This window comes from Sphingobium indicum B90A (assembly GCF_000264945.2).
GTDB classification, from domain to species: Bacteria; Pseudomonadota; Alphaproteobacteria; order Sphingomonadales; family Sphingomonadaceae; genus Sphingobium; species Sphingobium indicum.
Genome location: NZ_CP013070.1, coordinates 3,166,941 through 3,182,706, shown reverse-complemented (window position 1 = coordinate 3,182,706; position 15,766 = coordinate 3,166,941). Strand labels below are relative to the sequence as shown.

General features: G+C 63.7%; 9 protein-coding genes. 6 read left to right on the top strand and 3 right to left on the bottom strand.

Translation table 11 applies throughout. The annotated features are described in order from the left end of the window. Positions 1–26: 26 nt before the first annotated feature. Entirely contained in the window at positions 27–2,498 is a 2,472-nt protein-coding gene (locus SIDU_RS15415; RefSeq protein WP_073507165.1) for a TonB-dependent receptor plug domain-containing protein, read from the bottom strand. Between the two features lie 384 nt (positions 2,499–2,882). Between SIDU_RS15415 and SIDU_RS15410 the strand changes: the two genes are divergently transcribed. Beyond that, positions 2,883–3,881: an ABC transporter substrate-binding protein gene (locus tag SIDU_RS15410; RefSeq protein WP_007682009.1), complete on the top strand. Its 999-nt coding sequence runs from the start codon at positions 2,883–2,885 to the stop codon at positions 3,879–3,881. 68 nt (positions 3,882–3,949) lie between these two features. Here the strand turns inward: SIDU_RS15410 and SIDU_RS15405 are convergent, their stop codons facing one another. Together SIDU_RS15405 and SIDU_RS15400 are read right to left on the bottom strand one after the other, a co-directional pair. Then, positions 3,950–5,317, bottom strand: coding sequence for an LLM class flavin-dependent oxidoreductase (locus tag SIDU_RS15405; protein ID WP_007682010.1), 1,368 nt, complete (start codon positions 5,315–5,317; stop codon positions 3,950–3,952). A 133-nt stretch (positions 5,318–5,450) separates the two neighbouring features. After that, the gene (locus SIDU_RS15400) at positions 5,451–7,844 is read right to left on the bottom strand and encodes a TonB-dependent receptor (RefSeq protein WP_007682011.1); all 2,394 of its coding nucleotides are present in this window, start codon (positions 7,842–7,844) and stop codon (positions 5,451–5,453) included. A 184-nt stretch (positions 7,845–8,028) separates the two neighbouring features. On the opposite strand from SIDU_RS15400, the gene SIDU_RS15395 reads away from it, so the two are divergent. The 5 genes from SIDU_RS15395 to SIDU_RS15375 all read left to right on the top strand — a co-directional run bounded on the left by SIDU_RS15395 (position 8,029) and on the right by SIDU_RS15375 (position 15,695). Further along, entirely contained in the window at positions 8,029–9,774 is a 1,746-nt protein-coding gene (locus tag SIDU_RS15395; RefSeq protein ID WP_007682012.1) for an arylsulfatase, read from the top strand. After that, positions 9,771–10,652 carry an SUMF1/EgtB/PvdO family nonheme iron enzyme gene (locus SIDU_RS15390; protein WP_025771132.1) on the top strand — a complete coding sequence of 294 codons (882 nt, stop codon included), beginning with the start codon at positions 9,771–9,773 and terminating at the stop codon, positions 10,650–10,652. The genes SIDU_RS15395 and SIDU_RS15390 overlap by 4 nt, the downstream gene beginning before the upstream one ends. 583 nt (positions 10,653–11,235) lie before the next feature. Then, on the top strand, positions 11,236–14,016 hold the full coding sequence (gene cphA / locus SIDU_RS15385; protein WP_007683979.1) for a cyanophycin synthetase: 2,781 nt from the start codon (positions 11,236–11,238) through the stop codon (positions 14,014–14,016). Continuing rightward, on the top strand, positions 14,009–14,899 hold the full coding sequence (locus SIDU_RS15380; protein ID WP_007683981.1) for an isoaspartyl peptidase/L-asparaginase family protein: 891 nt from the start codon (positions 14,009–14,011) through the stop codon (positions 14,897–14,899). The genes cphA and SIDU_RS15380 overlap by 8 nt, the downstream gene beginning before the upstream one ends. Next, positions 14,889–15,695 carry a cyanophycinase gene (locus SIDU_RS15375; RefSeq protein ID WP_007683988.1) on the top strand — a complete coding sequence of 269 codons (807 nt, stop codon included), beginning with the start codon at positions 14,889–14,891 and terminating at the stop codon, positions 15,693–15,695. The genes SIDU_RS15380 and SIDU_RS15375 overlap by 11 nt, the downstream gene beginning before the upstream one ends. Positions 15,696–15,766: the final 71 nt, after the last annotated feature.

The window sequence follows — 15,766 nt, the reverse complement described above, 5'->3', positions numbered from 1 at the left end:
TCGGGGAGCGGTGGTCCCATTCCGTTTCAGAACGTCCAGTTGATCCGCCCGTAATAGAAGCCGCCCGAAGAATCGAACGGCGGGCTGCCGTAGTTGAACAGCGTCACGCCGCTCGTTGGCTCATTCACCCCGCTATTGTCGGGGCGCACGCTGAACAGGTTGGCGGCGCCCACGGCGACGCCCAGGCGCGATGTCAGCGCGAGGGAGACTTCGAGATCGGTGATCCAGCGTCCGCCATAGCTGAGATTCTGCGCCGGATTTTCCGTTCGCAGATAACGATATCGGCCATAGCGCGTCACCCGCAGATCGACCGACACCGGGTCGAGCGACCATTTGCTGGCGAGCGCGAGCTTGGATCGTGGCTGATTGTCGGCGATTTCGCCCCGAAATACGTTCCCGAACGCCACCAGGCTTCCGCCGGGGTTGGGGCCGAGGCCGACGAGCGCCGCCGGAGTCGCCGCCACATGCCGGATCTTCGTGCGGCTATAGGAATAGGCGGCCGACAGCGACAATTGCCCCAGGGTCGACAGGTCGGCGGTATAATTGCCGACGATATCGACGCCCCTCGTGCGGGTGTCGGCGGCGTTGGCGAAATATTGGACGAATGTGCCGGGCGGGAGACCGTTCGCCGCGAAGATGGCGTTGAGAGCAGGGCCGCTCAGGCTGGCGGTGCGGGCGATCCGATCATCGATGTCGATCTGGTATCCGTCAATCGTCAGCGACAGGTTGCGCGTTGGCTGAAGGGCGATGCCGAGCCCGGCATTCCAGGTTTTTTCAGGCTTCAGGGTGGCGGCGCCCAAAGCGGTCGCCAATGCCGAGGTGGTCGGCGCGGTTTGGGTCGTCGCCGCGACCAGGAGGCCGGTCGCTGGGCTGATCGCCGTGCGGTTGTCAGTCTGGGCATAGCCGATTTGCGAGAGCGAGGGCGCGCGGAAGCCGGTGCCCACCGTGCCGCGAACAGCGAGCCAGGACGATAATTCATACCGGCTGTTGACCTTGCCGCCGACCGTCGATCCCGCGCCCAGCCCATAATGTTCGGCGCGTCCGGCGATGTCGACATACCAGCGCGGCGTGATCGTCAGGCCCAGGTCGATATAGCCCGCAAAGACGTTGCGCGAGACATGGGCGGCCGTCGCGGGGGAAATGGTGATCGCCCCCTGCGCGCCGATCGACGCGATGCTTCCGACATTGGGGTCGCCTTCCTGGTCGCCGGGCTTGATGACATATCCGCCATTGGCATAGCCCAGCGGATCGCCGGCAAAGGTCTGGAAAACCTCGCGCCGCGCCTCAAGCCCCCACTGGACGTGCAGTGGCTTCGCCAGGCCGATATCGATATCGCGGGACACATCGAGATTGTTGGTCCACTGCGAAAAACGGAACCGCGCGAGATTGTCGAAGCTGGTAGGCCCGGTCGGCCCGAGCGACGGATTGAGAGTCAGGTCGCTGTACATGCGCACCTGATTGCGCCCGTAGCTGGAACTGAAATCCCATTGCCAGCCCGACAGATCGCCCCTGATGCCGCCCAGAAACTGAAAGTCCGTCTCGCTGGTGTTGTTGACCGGGAAATAGCCATCGGGAAAGACCGTGGAAAAGGATGCGGTGCCGCTGGGACGGCGGATCATGTTGCCGATCTCGGCCTTGCGGCGTCCGAATGTCGCCTGGGTGTAGAGAGTGACCTCCCCGGCCGGCAGCGCGGCATCCAGCCCCAGGTTGAAGGCGCGGATGCGCGGGTCGCCATTATGCGCGCCGATTCCGTCCCAGGCGGCGTTCTTCGGATTGGAAGCCGGTGCGTACAGCAGGCGGTTGGTCGCCCGGAAACCGCGCCATGACATGCCGCGTCCGCGCAGATCGCCGCTCAGGTTGACATAGCCGCCATCCCCCAGCCCGAAGCCCAGGCCGCCTTCGGCCTTTGCGCTCCACGGATCGCCATAGCTCTTATAATGGTCGCCATAGGTCACTGAGACATGGTTCGGCTGGGGCCGGTCATTCAGCACGAAGTTGATGACGCCGGCCACGGCGTCGGACCCATATTGGGCGGCGGCGCTGTCCTTGAGCACCTCGACCGAACGAACCCCTGCGATCGGAATGAAATCGAGGTCGACCGGGCCGAAGCCGCTGGTATCGCCGCCCCCGTTGGTCAACAGCGCACTGTTGTGGCGCCGCTTTCCGTCGACAAGGATCAGCGTATAGGCAGGCGGCAGGCTGCGGTTGAAGATCGGCCGAACGATCGACGCCACACCCGCGCCCGTGCGCCCGAAATTGATGGACGGCAGCGTCCGCGCCAGCGCCTCGCCAATTTCCTGTCGGCCGGTTCCGGTCAGTCGGTCAGCCGGGACGATATCGATCGGCGCCGGACTCTCCACCGCCGTCTTTGACGACAGACCCCGCAATCCGGTGACGACGATGGCTTCACCATCGTCCGCTTCGGCGGATGCAGCGGCGATTTGCGCATGCGCCGCCATGCCGATCCCGCCAATGGAGAGCGCTGCGCCGGTAGCCATGAGTCGAGCCAGCAGCGCTACATATCTTTTTTTCTTCGGCATTTTCGTCCCCATTTGATCACGGTCGACATCGCCAATTTTCCGGCCATCAGGCAGCCGGACAGGCTATCGAGCACGCGAAGGCATAGGGAATGAAGTCCAGGTATAAATATTGATTATTGAACCGGAACAATGATCTTTTCTTATTATTTATATTATTGGTTACCAATATATATGGAAACGATATTTTATTATAAGAATAAGCGCCCAAATTATCCTTCCTAATATATAGATTAATATTATAAATTTATCAGCTTCGTGTCCCCCGGCTAGGCAAGGCATGATTTTTCCAAATTCGCCGGTCAGGGCCGCTGGCGCTGGGCTGGCATTCTCATGGAGCGAAATATGGCCGGTCATCCCCGCAAGCGTCCGATCTGGCGGGGCGCCAGCGTCGTCCTGGCGCTGCTTTCCGCCGCAGCCTCACTGGCCGGCTGCGGCGGTAAACAACCCGACGCGGCGCAAGTGCTGCGCGTCGGCAACCAGCGTGGCGGCACGCATGCGCTGATGCTTGCGGCGGGGCAGCTCAAGGATGTGCCTTACAAGATCGAATGGGCCGAATTCCCCAACGCCCAGCCGTTGATCGAAGCCATCGCCACCAATGCGCTCGACCTGGGTTTGGTGGGCGGGCCATCCTTCCTGTTCGCTTACAAGAACGACCAACGCCTCCGCGCTATTCAGGCGCTGAGCGGCGGGACGAAGCAGGAAGTGGCCGGCGTGCTCGTGCACAAGAACGCGTCCTTCGCCAGCATGCGGGATCTGCGTGGCAAAGCCATCGGCACGACGCGCGGATCGGTGGGGCATTCGCTTCTCCTTCAGGCACTTCGGCAGAGCGGCATGAAGCCGTCGGACGTCAGGATCAGCTTCGTGGCGCCGACGGAAGCCGTCGCGGCGTTTGCCAGCGGCGATCTGGATGCGCTGGCGATCTGGGTGCCCTATCTCGCGACGGCGGTTCTCCGTCATGACGCCCGCGTGCTCACCTATGCGCACAGGGGCACCTCATCCTATTTGTTCCAGGTCACGAGCGAGAGTTCGATCAAGGACAAGCGGGCCTTGCTGGAGGATTTTTCCCGCCGCTATGGCCGGGCACAGTCCTGGGCCAACAGCCATCCCCGCCAGTGGGGAGAAATTCTCGCCAAGGAAACGGGACTGCCGCTCGATGTCGCGAACTATACCGCCGAACATATGCGCTGGTGGCCGGTGCCGATCGACGCGCAGGTGATCGAGTCCCAGCGCGTTGCCGCCAGGGATTTCGGCACGGGCGGGCCTGCGCAGAATTTCGATATCGCGCGGGGCTTCGACGCATCGCTGAACACCGATCCCACCGCAAAGGGCAAGCCGGACTGACGCCAAGCGCCCCTATGCGCCAAAGCCCTCCAGAGAAATCCGGCGGGCCTTTGCTTGCGGTTTCGCAGTCAGGCGTTTGCAGGCTCCTTGCGGGCCGCGTCGGTCTCGGCCGCGCTACGGCGCTGCGCGACATAGCGATTCTCGGGCACGGGCAACCCCAGATGGCCGCGTAGCGTATCGCTGCCATAGTCGGACCGGAACAAGCCGCGCGCCTGAAGGATCGGAACGACCTGCTCCACGAAAACCTCAAATTGTCCGGGGAGGGATTCACCCAGCATGAAGCCATCAACGGCGCCGCTTTCGAACCAGTCCTGAAGCTGGTCGGCCACTTCCTCCGGCGATCCTTCGAAACTGTCCATCGGCTTGCCGAAACGCAGCGCCGTCTCCCGCAGGGTCAGCTTGTCCTGCTCGACCGCCGCCAGCACGGTCTTCACATTGCCCTGGCTGCTGCTCAGCCATTCTTCCTTCACCGCCGGGAATGGCGCATCCAGATCATGCTGCGAAAAGTCATAGTCGTTGAAGGATTGCCCCAGCGACAACAGCGCGCCCTCGATCGAAGCATAGCTGTTGCGTTCGGCGCTGAGGCGCTGGACCTCTTCCCTGGTCGAACCGACGATCGTGCTGATCCCGCCGAATACGAACAGCAAGTCCGGATCCCGCCCGGCGGCGGCCGTCCGTTCGCGAAGATCGGCGCGATAGGCGAAGGCGGATTCCTTGTTCCGGGGCAGGCTGAAGATGGCGTCCGCATTGGCCGCCGCAAAGGCCCGGCCATCGTCGGAATTTCCGGCCTGGAACAGGACCGGGTGCCCCTGCGGCATGCGATCGAGATTCAGGGGACCGCGAACACTGAAGAATTCGCCCTTGTGATTGAGTTGATGGAGGGTTCCAGGCTTCAGGAACACGCCGCCCTGCTTGTCGCCGACGATCGCGCCCGGCTCATAGCTGTCCCACAATCCCTTTACGACCTGCACATATTCATTGGCCAACCGATATCGCTCGCCATGGCCGATATGATGGTCGCGGCTGAAATTGGCGGCGGTGCCCTCCAGCCAGGACGTCACTACATTCCAACCTGCCCGTCCCCGGCTCAGCTTATCCAGCGAGGCGAATTGCCGGGCCAGATTGAACGGTTCGGTATAACTGACGGAAAAGGTGCCGACCAGGCCGATATGCTGCGTCACCATGGCCAGCGCAGACAGGATCGTCGCCGGCTCGAAGCGGCTGAGATAATGCGGCATGGAGCGTTCGTCGATATGCAGGCTGTCGGCGACGAAAACGAAATCGAATTTCCCTTTTTCGGCGATCTTCGCTTGCTTCACGTAAAGATCGATGTTGGTGCTGCCGTCGATTACCGCCTCGGGGTGCCTCCAACTGTCCCAGCCGCGCCCCACGCCATGCAAGATAAAGCCCAGCTTCAAACCGTTTTTCACGCCCATGGGAAAGTCTCCTTCGGACATGCGCTACGCAAAGATCCGGCTGGCCGCGAACGAGTTTTCCTTGGTCTTGATTGAATAATACACATAATGATCACCAGTTATCCTGCCATGGGGCGGCGAATATCGACCGGTCCTAGAAACGCGTCCGGAGAGTCACGCCATAGGTTCGCGGATCCCCCAATGTGCCGGTGATCGCCCCGATATTGGCGGCTGACAGGCTCTGGAAATAATCCTTGTCGAAGAGGTTGCGGCCCCACAACTGCAGGTCCAGCGCTCCATCCAAAGCTCGTACGCCGATGCGCGCGTTGAGCAGGCTGTAGCCGGGAATCAGCGAATAGCGCGACAGGCTCGCCGTCGTGTAGAAGTTGGAGCGATAGCTGAAATCAGCGCCGGCATAGACCTCCGCGTCATGTCCCAGGCGATTGCCGATTGCAGCCTTGGCCTCGCCGCCGGCGGAGAAGGCCCATTTCGATACGCCCGGCAATCTGTCGCCCGACAGATTGCAGGACACGATGCCCGTCGTCTCGATCGGACAAGGTGCGTTGGGATAGCTCACATATTGCGCGTCGGTATAGGTGCCCGAGCCATAGAGCGACAGCCATGCGGCGGGGACGAGGCGAATGTCTCCCTCGAACCCGCGCGTGCGCACCTTGCCCACATTGGTGAAGTAGGAGATGTTGTTGCGATCCGGAGCGGTATCGACGATCGTCGTCTGATAATCGCTGACGTCGGTCCAGAAGCCGGCGAGGTTCACCGTCAGCTTGCCGCCCGACCAACTGGTCTTCAGTCCCAGTTCATAGCTGTCGATGGTTTCCGGCTTGATGACAGGATCGACGGCGAACTGGCCGGTCGTGACGATATTGGCAAGGTTCAGCCCGCCGAACTTGTTTCCACGTCCATAGGTGGCGTAGAGCAATGCGTCCGGCGTCATTTTCCAGGACAGCGTCGCCTGACCCGACAAGCGGCCTTCCTTCGTCTTCGCCTCATAATGGTTGGCGACGCCGTATCGCGCGCGGATCGCCTGCGCGGCAGCCTGCTGCGCGGTCGTCAAACCGCTCAGATCGGCGCCCGTCGCCTCCTGATCGAACCAGCCGCTCTTGGTTTCATAGGTGTAGCGCAGGCCGGTGGTGAGGTCGATCGTCGGCGTGACGTGCCAGATCGTCTGGCCGAATGCGGCGTAGCTGTTCGTCACGGGCTTCGAATGGCTGAGAACGGTATAATTGTTGAGTGCCGCCGCCCCGACAGCCGGATCGACCGTGGGCGCCAGGAACCAGGGCGCCGCGTTCGCGCCATAGGCATTGAGCGCTTCCGCCTTGATCGACTGCCACAGATAATAGAGGCCGGCGATATAGTCGACTTTGCGCTCACCCTCGGAAGCGATGCGCAACTCCTGACTGAACTGCTGCTGGTTGTTGCTCTGGTGAAAATCCCGGCCAGCATCCAGACGGGTGCTGTCGCCATCATTGTGCGGATACCAGTCCCACCGACGCCAGGAAGTGACGGAGGTCAGGGAATGTCCCTGCAAGGCGAGGTCCGCGATGGCGGACACGCCGCGCTGGCGCATCTTGTATCGGGGATTGCCATCCATATCGACGATGCGCTCGCCCGGCGCATCTGCAACGACCGGCACGCCGAGCCGGGCAGTCCGATCGGTATAGTTGTTCGCGAAATTGACGCCATTGTCATAGGTGCGGATGACGCCGGTCAAGACGGCCGCCGCAGTCTGCTGTTTCTGGAAGCCATAATCGCCGATCAGCCGCAGCTTGAAATTGTCGGTCGGCGTGAACAGCAACTGTCCGCGCAGGCCGAAATCATGATAATCCTGTGTCCTGCTGTCGTCATAGCGATTGGTGACATAGCCGTCCCGATCCGTCTTGGAGACATAGATGCGGGCCGCGAGCTTGTCGTCGACCAGCGCGCCGCTCGCATAGGCGTGCAACTGACGGAAATCATAATTGCCATAGGTCAGATCGCCGCCGATCTCCGGCTCGAAAGTCGGTGATTTGGTGGTGATGACGACCGCGCCCGCCGATGTATTCTTGCCGAAGAGGGTGCCCTGCGGGCCACGCAGAACCTCGATCCGCTCAATGTCGGCGAGATCGAAGACCGCCTGGCCGGGCCGGGCGAGATAGACCTGGTCCATGTAGACGCCGACCGCCGGCTCCAGCCCGTCATTGTAAACGGAGACGTTGTTGCCGAGGCCGCGGATGTTGATGCTGGTGTTGCGCGGATTGGTCACCGTCACCACGAGGCTGGGGCTGAGGGCCTGAAGATCGCGCAGATTGTAGGTCCGCGTAGCTTCGATCTGCTCGCCGCCATAGCTGTTCGCGGCGACGGGCACGTCCTGGATTTTCTCGTTCCGGCGCCGGGCAGTGATGATGATTGCGCTGCCGGCATCAGCGGAATCGACAGCGTCGACGGCTGCCATGTCGGCGGCGGCTTCGCGCTCCGCCGCCTGGGTCTGCGGCGACGTTGCGGCGAGAATGATGGCGAGGGCAAGCGGAGATGCAGTGTGACGGATAGACATGAAACCCCTTTTTTCATGACGACGATGACGGTTGAGTCTTTCTCAACGGAACGACTAGAGAATTATCTGGACATATGGCGAGACAGTTTTTCTATCGATGCAGTAGACAATAGATTGTTTCGGAATCGCGCGATGTCCGCTTAGGTCCGGCGGGCAATTTCTCTTTCGGTTCCGGAGATCGGCTATGAATAAGATGTTGAAATTATCCGCCTTTCTGACGGCGACCGCGCTTGCCGTCGTCGCTGCGCCGGTGGTGCGGGCGGCGCCGGCGGCCGATCCCGTCGCTGCGCCGGGTGCGACTCAGCGTCAGCCCAACTTCCTTGTCATCGTCGCCGACGACCTTGGCTGGTCCGATCTGGGAGCCTTTGGCGGCGAGATTCAGACCCCCAATCTGGACGCCATCGCCAATGCCGGGGTGCGCTTCACCGGCTTTCACACCGCGCCGACCTGCTCGCCCACCCGCTCCATGCTGCTGAGCGGCGTCGACAATCATCAGGCCGGCGTGGGTTCGATGGCCGAAACCCTCCAGCCCAACCAGATCGGCCAGCCCGGCTATGAAGGCTATCTCAACGACCGGGTCGCCTCTATCGCCGAACTGCTGCATCAGGGCGGCTATCGCACGCTCATGTCCGGCAAATGGCATCTGGGCCTGACGCCCGAGCGCGGCCCGGCCGCGCGCGGGTTCGAGCGTTCCTATGCGTTGCTCCAGGGGCTGGGCAATCATTTCGGCGCCGACCAGAACAAGGCATGGGCGGCGATCGGCGGCGCATCCACCTATCGCGACAATGGCAGGATCGTGAAATATCCCAAGGGACGTTATTCGGCCGATTATTTCACCGACCGGCTGATCGGCTTCCTGGAGGAAGGCGCGAAGGACCAGCGGCCCTTCTTCGCCTATCTGCCCTACACCACGCCGCACTGGCCGATGCAGGCGCCGGCGGAAACGATCGCCAAATATAAGGGCCGCTATGACGCGGGCTATGAAGCATTGCGCGACGCGCGGCTGGCGCGGCAGAAGCAATTGGGCCTCGTCCCCGTCGACCTGAAGCCGCACGACTGGGAGGGCGTGAAGCCCTGGGCCTCGCTCAGCGCCGACGAAAAGGCCATCGAAGCGCGCAAGATGGAAGTCTATGCCGCAATGGTCGATCGCATGGACCAGAATGTCGGCCGCGTGGTGGAGGTGCTCAAGAAGCTGGGCCGCTATGACGATACGGTCATCATCTTCCTCGCCGACAACGGGCCGGAGGGCAATGTGATCGAGGCACCCTTCCAGGCGGCGCTGAAGCCCGACAAGCTGCCCGCGCTCAAGATCGACAACAGCCTCGACAATATCGGAAAGGCTTCCTCCTATGTCGGCTACGGCCCCGGCTGGGCGCAGGCGAACAGTTCGCCGTCCTGGCTGGTGAAGAGCTATCCGACCGAGGGCGGCACCCGCGTCACCGCTTTCGCCGCCGGGCGCGGCGTCGCAGGGCGGCGGATCGCGGGCGGCCTGTTCAGCGTCACCGACGTCGCGCCGACCCTGCTGGACCTCGCCGGGCTGCAACAGCCCGCGACCTTCGCCGGCCATGCGATCCTGCCCTTCCAGGGGCATAGCCTGGTGCCGGTGCTGACCGGCGGGCAGGCGGAAGTGCGCCAGCCGACCGAAGCGGTCGGGACCGAACTTTTCTACCGCCGCGCGCTGCGCAAGGGCGACTGGAAGGCGGTCTATCTGCCGACGTCGAGCAGCGCCTATCCGCGCAACAGCGTCGGCACCGGCGTCTGGCAATTGTTCAACGTCGCCCAGGATCCGGCCGAAGCCCATGATCTGGCAGCGGCCGAACCAGCGAAACTCAAGGAGCTGGTCGCCGACTGGGACAGCTATGCCAAGGACAAGGGCGTGGTCCTGCCACCGCCCGAAGCCGCCAAGCCGGAAGGCGCGGCAAAGCCATGAGCCATGGACGGCGGCGTGCGGGAGCATTCGCGGCCTGCGCGATTGCGCTGCTGGGCGCCGCGCCGCCGCCTGCCGCCGGTCCGGGTCCACGCTGCGACGCGCAGGACGGCCGCGTGCTGGTGCCGGCCGGGACGGTGCTGCTGGGCGAGGATGGAGATGGGCGGCCGGGCCAGGCGGTTGCCGTCCCCGCCTTCTGGATCGACCGGCATGAAGTGACCAATCGCCAGTTCGCCGCCTTCGTCGCCGCCACCGGCTATCGCACCGCCGCTGAGCAGGAAGGGGGGTCGGCCGTCTTCGTCCAGCCGACCGGTCCGGTTGACCTCAACAATGCCGGCAATTGGTGGCGCTATCGGCAGCGGGCGGACTGGCGCCATCCCGACGGCCCCGGCAGCGACATTGCGGGCCGGGAGGACTGGCCCGTCGTCCACGTCAATTACCAGGATGCCGCCGCCTATGCCCGTTGGGCCGGGGCGGCCCTGCCGGATGAAGCGCAATGGGAAAGGGCGGCGCGGGGCGATCAGTCCGGCCCGCGCGATCCGCGTAGCTGGGCCTATGATGGCGAAGGGCATCCGACCGCCAATAGCTGGCAGGGCGTGTTCCCGGTCCGCGATACCGGCCAGGACGGCCATGTCGGCTTGGCGCCGGTGGGCTGCTTTGATGGTAACGGCTTCGGCCTGCACGACATGGTCGGCAATGTCTGGGAATGGACCAGCGAAATGCGCGGCGGCAACGGACTGATCAAGGGCGGCTCCTATCTCTGCGCGATGAACTATTGCGCCAATTTCAGGCCCGCCGCTTTCCAGGCCCAGGAACTGGACCTTGGCACGTCCCATATCGGGTTCAGGACGATCGCAACAGAGCCGGACCCATCCAGCTGAAAACCGGAACAGGCTGACCGGGATGGCGCACGTCCTCGCTGCCAGTGTTAGGCAGCGTGGACAAATTCAAGACTTGCCGGACTGAGTGATTTGGGTGGGGCGCGGACAGTCCGGTTTTCTTTCACCCGTTCGCCCTGAGCTTGTCGAAGGGCTTCACTTCTTCTTCAGAACCGTGGCCCCAAAAGAAAAGTAAAGGGCTTCGACAAGCTCAGCCCGAACGGGTTTCTTTGGTCCGCTCATGGCCATTTCCCGACATTCCGAATTTGTCCACGCTGCCTAATCAGTCCCAGCCCCTCATTGGTTTCGACCAACTGCGCCGCGCCACTGTGCTGCCGCTCGCCCCTTCGGCCGTAAGCGACGGCCGCCAGATACTCTCGACCGGCCATCCGCCTGGACCCTCGTAAACATAAATCAAAATTTATATTTATACTGCACTTGTTTGAAGAGAAATTTATTTCAGTGTTACATCGTATTTCTTATTTCTACTTGAGAATAACCTATGTTGACTGGAACAGTTTGCGATCAGGGAAGTTTAAGCCAGCCCGACGCGGTCGCCTCGCGACGCGCAAGAACTGGAGACATCATGAAGGAGATCGAACTGCCGCAGGCCGCGCCTCGTGAGGAGGCCGGCCATGTTCGTGCGCTGACCATATTGGAGCGCAGCATCTATCGCGGCCCGCATTTCTTCAGCAATCGGCCGATGATCCGGATCCAGGTCGATCTCGGCACGCTCGAAGAATGGCCCACCGATCGGCTGCCCTTGTTCGCGGACCATCTGATGACTTTGCTTCCGGGCCTTGCCGCGCATGGATGCAGCTACCAGGAGCCTGGCGGCCTTGTCCGCCGCCTGCAATCGGGAACATGGCTTGGCCATGTCATCGAACATGTCGCGCTGGAACTTCAGTGCCTCGCCGGCGCCAGGGTGACGCGTGGCAAGACCCGCTCGGTGAAGGGCCGGCCTGGGGTGTATAATATCCTCTATGCCTATCAGGATGAGGAGGCAGGGCTTGAGGCGGGTGCGTGCGCCATCGCGCTTGTCCTCTCGCTCGTGCCGGAGGGGCTGCGCGGCATCGCGGGCGTCCGGCGCCTGGGAACCTCCCTTCCCCCCGATCCGCGGAATGTCGGGGCCATGGTGGAGACGCTTCGCGCCATTATGCGCCGCAACGGCCTTGGACCCACGACCGCCGCTCTGGTGCGAGCGGCAGAACGGCGCGGCATCCCCGTGGTGCGCCTCAACGACCAGAGCCTCATACAGCTTGGCCTCGGCAGCCGCCAAAAGCGGATCAGGGCCAGCATTACCGGCGACACCTCGCAGGTCGCGGTGGACATCGCCGGGGACAAGAACCTCACCAAGCGGCTGTTGGACGAAGCCGGCCTGCCCGTCCCCCGCGGCGGCCTGTTCCGCGACGTGGACGCAGCGCTCGCCGAAACGAAACGCCTGGGCTGGCCTCTCGTCATCAAGCCGCTCGACGGCAACCACGGCCGGGGCGTCACCACCGGCATCCGCGATGAGGTCGCCTTCCGTGCTGCCTTCGATCGCGCCCTGCGGCATGGCCGGCGCGTCATCGTCGAACAGCAGCTTCCCGGCCAGGACCACCGCCTGCTGGTGATCGGCGGCAAGCTGGTCGCGGTCGCGGAGCGCCGTCCCGCCCATGTCGTGGGCGACGGCAGCCTCACCATTGCTCAACTGATCGAGGAAGTGAACCGCGATCCGCGCCGGGGAACGGGGCATGAGGATATGCTCACCCGCATTGTGCCCGATGACGCGATGGCGGCGCTGCTCGCCCGCGCCGGCCGTAATCTCGACACGGTTCCCGCGCGTGGAGAAACGGTCCAGCTACGCGACACCGCCAATCTCTCCACTGGCGGCACTGCCGTTGACCGCACCGACGACATCCACCCCCTCAACCGCCTGATCGCCGAGCAGGCGGCGGCAACGGTCGGACTGGACGTCTGCGGCATCGACTTCCTCTCGCCCGACATCAGCCGGCCGGTCAGCGAAACCGGCGGCGGCATTGTCGAGGTAAACGCCGCGCCCGGCTTCCGCATGCATCTTGAACCCTCATCGGGCCCGCCGCGCGATGTCGCCGCTCCCGTCATCGACGCGCTCTTTCCCCCCGGTCGCCGCAGCCGGATTCCGATCTTCGCCATCACCGGCACCAACGGCAAGTCGACCACCGTCCGCATGGTCGAGCGCGTGCTGAGCCGCCATGGCCTGAACGTCGGCATGACAACGACCTCCGGCATCCATGTCGGCGGCCAACTGCTGAAGGCCTCCGACGCCAGCGGCCCGCGCAGCGCCCGCTCGATCCTGCGCAACCCGACCGTGGATGCCGCCGTCCTGGAAACCGCGCGCGGCGGCATCCTCCGCGAAGGGCTGGGCTTTGACGGGGCGGATGTGGGAGCGGTTCTCAACGTGACTCCCGATCATCTTGGCCTCAAGGGCATCGACACGCTGGAGGATCTGGCGAACGTCAAGGCGGTCGTCGTCGAAAGCGTCGCCCGGCGCGGCTACTCGGTCCTCAATGCCGACGATCCCATGTGCGTGCGGATCGCCCGGCACGCACGGGGCACGCTCGTCTGGTTCTCGCTCCATGGCGGCGACCGCATGCCGGAACCGCTGCGCCGACATATCGAGGCAGGCAGCATCGCCCTCATGCGGGAGCCAGGACCGGATGGCGGCATGCTCGTCATCCACCATCAGGGCGAACGCATTGACCTTATACCCGCCGCTCATATTCCCGTGACCCTGAACGGCATTGCCGATTTCAACATCGCCAACGCTCTCGCCGCCGCCGCGATGTGCTTTGTCCATGGCGTTCCGGTCGACACCATTCGGGAAAGCCTGGCGACGTTCACCAATTCCTTTTCAGACTCTCCGGGACGCCTCAACATCCGCGACGCGCACGGTCGCCGCTTCATCCTCGACTATGCTCATAATCCCGCAGGCCTCACCGCCCTCGGCCAGGTCGTCGATGCCCTTCGGGGCCGCCACCGCCGCGTCATCGGCATGGTCAGCATCCCTGGAGACCGGCGCGACAGCGACATCATCGACATGGGCGGGATTGCAGCGGCGATCTTCGACGAGATCATCTTCCGCGAAGCCCCCGACGGTCGGGGACGGCCGCCGGGAGAAACCAACGGCCTGATGTCCGAGGGAGCGTTGCGCGCAGGCGCTCCGGCCGAGCGGGTCCACCGCATTGTCGACGAGTTGGAGGCGGTGCAGGCCACGCTCAAGCTGGGCCGGCCGGGCGACCTTCTCGTCATCCTGCCGACCTCTGTCGGTCAGGTCTGGCAGCAGGTGCTGGACTACGCCCCCGACGACATCCCCACGGCGCCCGCCCGGAAGCCCGCCCATGTCTGAAGCAAGCTGGGCCATCATCGTCCATGGTGGGGCAAAGACGATCAAGAGCGCGCTGCACCAGCGCAACCGCGACGGCTGCCTCGCGGCAGCCGAAGCCGGCGCTGCCTTGCTGCAACAGGGCGGCAGCGCACTCGCGGCTGCCGAAGCGGCGGTTAGGGTGTTGGAAGACAATCCGCTGTTCAATGCCGGTTTCGGCTCCGTGCTCAACGCCGATGGCGAGGTGGAGATGGACGCGGCCGTCATGAGCGGCGCGGACCTGGCCCTGGGCGCCGTCGCCGGAGTGCGGCGCATTCGCAACCCCGTCTCGCTGGCAGCGGCCCTTCTGCCTGAAAGACCGGCTTTTCTCGGCGCGGAAGGCGCGGAACGCTTTGCAAGCTCGCGGGGGATCGATCTCTGCGACCCTCGCGAGATGATCGCCAGCGATCGGCTGGCCTCCGAATATGCCAAAGCCCATGACACGGTCGGCTGCGTCGCGCTCGACCTGCACGGCCATGTCGTCGCCGCCACCTCCACCGGAGGACTTCCCGGCAAGCATCCAGGCCGAATCGGAGACTCCCCTGTTCCGGGCTGCGGCCTCTATGCCGACGATCGGTTGGGCGGCGTCGCCTTTTCGGGCGATGGCGAAAGCATCCTGCGCACCATGCTTGCCGCCCATGTCATGCAGGCGCTCACAACCTGTCCGGCCGGCATCGCGGCGGAAATGGCCTTGAGCCAGGTTAGGCGCGTCGGCGGAGAGGCCGGCGCAATCGTCATCGACGCCAGAGGCCGTTTCGGCATCGCCCATAACAGCGACCACTTCGCCATAGCGCTGCACCGCAGCGGCTGGAGCGAAGGAACAGGCGCGATCCATCGCAACGAAGTGGAGACGTTACTTGACGAATGACCGCGCGGGACCGCTCATCATCATAGGCGGCCGAGAGGATAAGGAGGGCGAGAAGCTGATCCTGCGCGAGGTCGCCGACCGCGTGGGGGACGGCAAGCTCGTCATCGCCACCGTCGCCAGCCATCAGCCCGAAGGCTATTTCGACGCCTATGTAAAGGCGTTCGGGGATCTGGGCGTCCACGATCTCGCCGAACTCTATGTCCATGAACGGAGCGAGACGCTGGAGGCCAAAGCCGCCGACATGCTGGAAGACGCCGCCGGCATCTTCTTCACCGGCGGGGATCAGTTGCGCATAGCCAGTCAGATCGGTGACACGCCGGTGGAAAGGATGGTCCGCCGCCTCCACCTGCGCGGCGGCGTGGTGGCGGGTACGTCCGCAGGCGCTTCCGTCATGAGCGAGACCATGCTGGTGCGCGGATCGAGCCAGGAATCGCACCGCATTGGCGATCTTCACATGGCGCCGGGCCTTGGCCTGATCCGCGACGTCATCATCGACCAGCATTTCGCCGAGCGCGGTCGCATCGGCCGACTGCTTGGCGCCGTCGCCCAAAACCCGCGGGTCCTGGGCATCGGCATCGACGAGGACACGGCAATCATCCTGGAAGGCGGCAGCTTCAGGGTGCACGGATCGGGCGCCGTCTATGTCGTCGACGGCGCGGGCATCACCCATTCCAACATCGCCGAGGCGAGCCCGGAACGCACATTGTCCATTCATGATGTGCGGCTGCATGGCCTCAGCGATGGCGACGGCTATGATTTGAAAAGGCGAACGCCTCTCCACCCGGGGAAACTCTGAAAAGGACGCCGCCGGCTGATCCACATGCTTAGGCCGTAAACTCATAAATGGCGCCTCGAACGCGCCATTTA